This window comes from Candidatus Magnetobacterium casense (assembly GCF_019173545.1).
GTDB lineage: Bacteria > Nitrospirota > Thermodesulfovibrionia > Thermodesulfovibrionales > Magnetobacteriaceae > Magnetobacterium > Magnetobacterium cryptolimnobacter.
This window is the reverse complement of record NZ_JABXWD010000364.1, coordinates 1-3,392: the sequence shown is the minus strand read 5'-3', so window position 1 is coordinate 3,392 and position 3,392 is coordinate 1. Positions and strand designations below refer to the sequence as shown.

Genomic DNA, 3,392 nt, shown 5'->3' with positions numbered 1-3,392 from the left:
GGTATGACGCAGTGTATGTGTGTGTAGTGAGGGAGCCAGAGCGGGTTTTATATTTGATATTGCAGGTGTTTCCTTATAATGCCGGTTACCACCTGATAAGTGCAGACGCCCAGGTCAACCCGCCGCCAAAGGCCTCAAGCAGTATGACGTCGTTGGCCTTCACCCTACCGGCCACCACGGCCTCATCCAGGGCAATGGGTATGGAGGCTGCCGAGGTATTGCCACACTTGTGGAGATTGACCATGACCTTGTCCATGCCGATACCCAGGCGGTCGGCGGTTGCAGAGATTATTCGCATGTTTGCCTGATGCGGGATAAGCAGGGCCAGGTCGGAGGCTGTCAGGTTGTTTTTTGCCAGGGCGTCGGTGACGAGTCTTTCCAGCGTGCGCACTGCAACCTTGAATGTTTCGTTGCCCTTCATCTTGATATAGTGCATGTGGTTATTTATAGTGTCGGTTGTGGTGGGATACCTCGACCCCCCACCGGGTAGTTGAAGCATTTCGGCCATCGTGCCATCGGAGTATATGTCGATGGAGAGGATACCGTTGTCTCCCTCCGCTGCCTCCACGATCACTGCCCCGGCACCGTCGCCAAAGAGGACACACGTGTTTCTGTCCTCCCAATCGGTCACCTTTGAAAGCGTCTCTGCCCCTATGACCAATATCCGCCTGTACAGACCAGCCAGTATATAGGCATTGGCCACCGACAGGCCATAGATAAACCCCGAACATGCCGCATTGACGTCAAAGGCCGCCGCATTAACGGCGCCAATGTTTCTTTGCAAAAAGCACGCAGTGGCAGGCACAGGCATATCACCCGTGATGGTGGCTACGATGATAAGGTCTATGGAATCGGCACTGATTGACGCACGCCTGAGGGCTACCATGGCCGCCTCCGCAGCAAGGTCTGAGACACTCTGGGTATCGCCGGCTATGTGTCGTTCTGTGATACCAGTGCGTTCGATTATCCACTGGTCGGTGGTATTGACGATCTGTTCGAGGTCATGGTTGGTGAGAACCCGCTCAGGCAGGTATGATCCCGTTGATATGATCTTAGCCCTCAAATCTTACCCCTCAATCTTGGCCCTCAATTAATCCCTGCCCGTGCATGTCTTCCATAGACTTTTCTATAGCGTTGGATATTATCCTGTTTATGTCTACCTTGACCAGTTGATTGGTGACCTTTATAGCGTTTCTGATTGCCTTTGCGGATGAGCGTCCATGGCAGATGATACAGGTACCGTTTATGCCCAACAGCGGGGCGCCACCGTACTCTGCATAATCGGTGTTCTTCTTGAAATTCCTGATAGCCGGTTTCATCAGCAGATAGCCAAGTCTGCCCGCATACGAGTTTGACATCTCTGCCTTGAGCATTTTTAGTATGACCTCGGCGAGGCCTTCGCTTATCTTCAGGGTGGTGTTGCCAATGAAGCCGTCGCAGACCACCACGTCAGCCGCTCCCATAAAGATGTCCTTGCCCTCGATGTTGCCCACGAAGTTGAGACTCGATGCCTTCAGCATCTTAAAAGCCTCCTTTGTGAGGTCGTTGCCCTTTGAGTCTTCTTCACCGATACTTATCAGCGCAACCTTAGGAGATTTTATCCCCATCACTGCACTGTGGTAGGCACTGCCCATGGTGGCAAACTGCAACAGATTGATTGGTTTGCAATCGACATTGGCCCCTGCGTCTATCAACAGGAATCGCCCCTTGAGCGTGGGCATAAAGGCCGCAATCGCAGGTCTGTCCACACCGGGGGCCTTCTTCAGGAGCGTCAGGGAGGTTGCCAGCGCAACCCCGGAGTGGCCGGCGCTGACCACGGCCCCTGCCTCGCCATGTTTGACCAGCTCCACCGCAACACGTATGGACGAGTCCCGCTTCTGCCGTAACGCCGCAGTGGGGGTCTCCTGCATGTCAACCACCTGTGAGGCATGACGGATGCTCAACCTCTCCTTGGGGTAACTCTTGCCGTGAAGGTGCTTTTTGATTATCTCCTCATCACCGACAAGTATGATGCTGATGTCCTTGTACAACCTGACCGATTCAACAGCGCCCTCTAACGTGACCTCCGGCGCCTTGTCACCACCCATTGCATCCAACGCTATAATCATAAGATTACTCTTTTTCTACGACCTCTAAGATGTTTCTGCCGTCGTACATGCCGCAACTGCCACATGCCCTGTGAGGCATCTTCAGTTCTCCACAGTCGGGGCATTTTATCAGATGCGGTATTACACCCTTCCAGTTTGCCCTGCGCTTATCCCTTCTTGCCCTTGAATGTCTTGATGTCGGATTTGCCATCGCCTAATAACTCCTTTATCTTACTCTGTATTTTGTTCTAAGTCTATCGAGGTAGTTTGCACTGCCCTCTGTCTTGAAGTCTGTTTCGTTGTGTGCAGCAGCAGCAACTCCGTTGTTACACCGGCAGGGGCCATCGTTGAGGTTTAGCCCACACGTGGGACACAGCCCCAGGCACTGCTCCTGGCACACTATCTTCATCGGTATGTTTAAAAGTATCTGTTCCGTTACAATCTGATGAATGTCGAGTTCGTCGTTTGTATAAAAGCCGATATCCATGTCGGTTACCTGCAGGTCATCGTCCTCTGTGGCTTCATCCTGCAGGGGCATGTACGTCAGATTGATGTCGATATCGAGGTTGTCGTCAAACTCCGTCAGACACCGACTGCACGTCAGTGTCATCTCCAACCGTGCCGTACCGCTGATCGACACGCCGTCGCCGGCCCTGTGGATCAGGAGACTGCCGCACACCGGCCCGTGCACCTGCACGTCGTCGGGCGATATCTCTGCCTTGAGCTCAACTACAAGCCCCTCTTCCTTTATGTCCTTCAAATGCACGATCATAAATCTTTTCCCACACTCATTATAATTTTAAGATTAAGCACTTGTCAAGGATTTCAATTGCGCCACGTAAAAAAATGAGGATACTAAATCTGGTATAATAGATTCAGAATAGAGTAAGGAGTTTATATGAACCAGACAGATATTCAGTACATCTCTGATAAGAGCGGAGAAGTTACAGGGGTCATAGTCCCTATTGAGCTATGGCGAGAGATTGAGTCTGAAAAGGAGACCGTCTATCTCCTTAAGAGCAAGACCATGCGGGAAAGGCTTATAGAGGCACATGAACGTAGTAGTAGTATTCCTTTTGAGGTAGTTTGTGAGAAGCTTGGTGTTTGACCCTCATGCTTTTGAAGACTTACAATGGTGGATTGAAAAAGACAGAAACAAAGCCCTTAGGATTATCAGTTTGATCAAGGACATTCAGCGTGCCCCCTTTCGTGGACAAGGAAAACCGGAAAAATTGAAACATGAGTTATCCGGATGCTGGTCAAGACGCATAGACCAGCAACACAGGATTGTCTATGAAGTTTCAG

The 3,392-nt window shown here is 51.1% G+C and carries 6 protein-coding genes; 2 read left to right on the top strand and 4 right to left on the bottom strand.

Translation table 11 applies throughout. The features are described 5' to 3' along the window. Positions 1 to 85 precede the first annotated feature (85 nt). From HWQ67_RS14880 to HWQ67_RS14865, 4 genes are read right to left on the bottom strand one after another with little or no spacing between them, the layout of a single operon-like run. The gene (locus tag HWQ67_RS14880; protein ID WP_218253477.1) at positions 86 to 1,063 is read right to left on the bottom strand and encodes a beta-ketoacyl-ACP synthase III; all 978 of its coding nucleotides are present in this window, start codon (positions 1,061 to 1,063) and stop codon (positions 86 to 88) included. Between the two features lie 10 nt (positions 1,064 to 1,073). Continuing rightward, a complete protein-coding gene (plsX, locus tag HWQ67_RS14875) occupies positions 1,074 to 2,108 on the bottom strand; it encodes a phosphate acyltransferase PlsX (RefSeq protein ID WP_218253476.1) in 1,035 nt (344 codons plus the stop codon). 4 nt (positions 2,109 to 2,112) lie between these two features. Next, complete coding sequence (rpmF, locus tag HWQ67_RS14870) at positions 2,113 to 2,298, bottom strand: 50S ribosomal protein L32 (protein ID WP_040333347.1); 186 nt, start codon at positions 2,296 to 2,298, stop codon at positions 2,113 to 2,115. A gap of 15 nt (positions 2,299 to 2,313) precedes the next feature. Beyond that, positions 2,314 to 2,859 (bottom strand): YceD family protein, encoded by a 546-nt coding sequence (locus tag HWQ67_RS14865; RefSeq protein WP_218253475.1) that lies wholly within the window; start codon positions 2,857 to 2,859, stop codon positions 2,314 to 2,316. A 126-nt stretch (positions 2,860 to 2,985) separates the two neighbouring features. Between HWQ67_RS14865 and HWQ67_RS14860 the strand changes: the two genes are divergently transcribed. Beyond that, on the top strand, positions 2,986 to 3,195 hold the full coding sequence (locus tag HWQ67_RS14860; protein ID WP_218253474.1) for a hypothetical protein: 210 nt from the start codon (positions 2,986 to 2,988) through the stop codon (positions 3,193 to 3,195). Further along, positions 3,176 to 3,392: Txe/YoeB family addiction module toxin (locus HWQ67_RS14855; protein WP_320414574.1), on the top strand; the 217-nt coding region annotated here is incomplete at its 3' end. The genes HWQ67_RS14860 and HWQ67_RS14855, both read left to right, overlap by 20 nt.

Excerpts from the sequence above, each read along its gene's own strand:
- plsX (WP_218253476.1), bottom strand. The coding sequence starts at position 2,108 with ATGATTATAGCGTTGGATGCAATGGGTGGTGACAAGGCGCCGGAGGTC.
- rpmF (WP_040333347.1), bottom strand. The coding sequence starts at position 2,298 with ATGGCAAATCCGACATCAAGACATTCAAGGGCAAGAAGGGATAAGCGC.
- HWQ67_RS14865 (WP_218253475.1), bottom strand. The coding sequence starts at position 2,859 with ATGATCGTGCATTTGAAGGACATAAAGGAAGAGGGGCTTGTAGTTGAG.
- HWQ67_RS14860 (WP_218253474.1), top strand. The coding sequence starts at position 2,986 with ATGAACCAGACAGATATTCAGTACATCTCTGATAAGAGCGGAGAAGTT.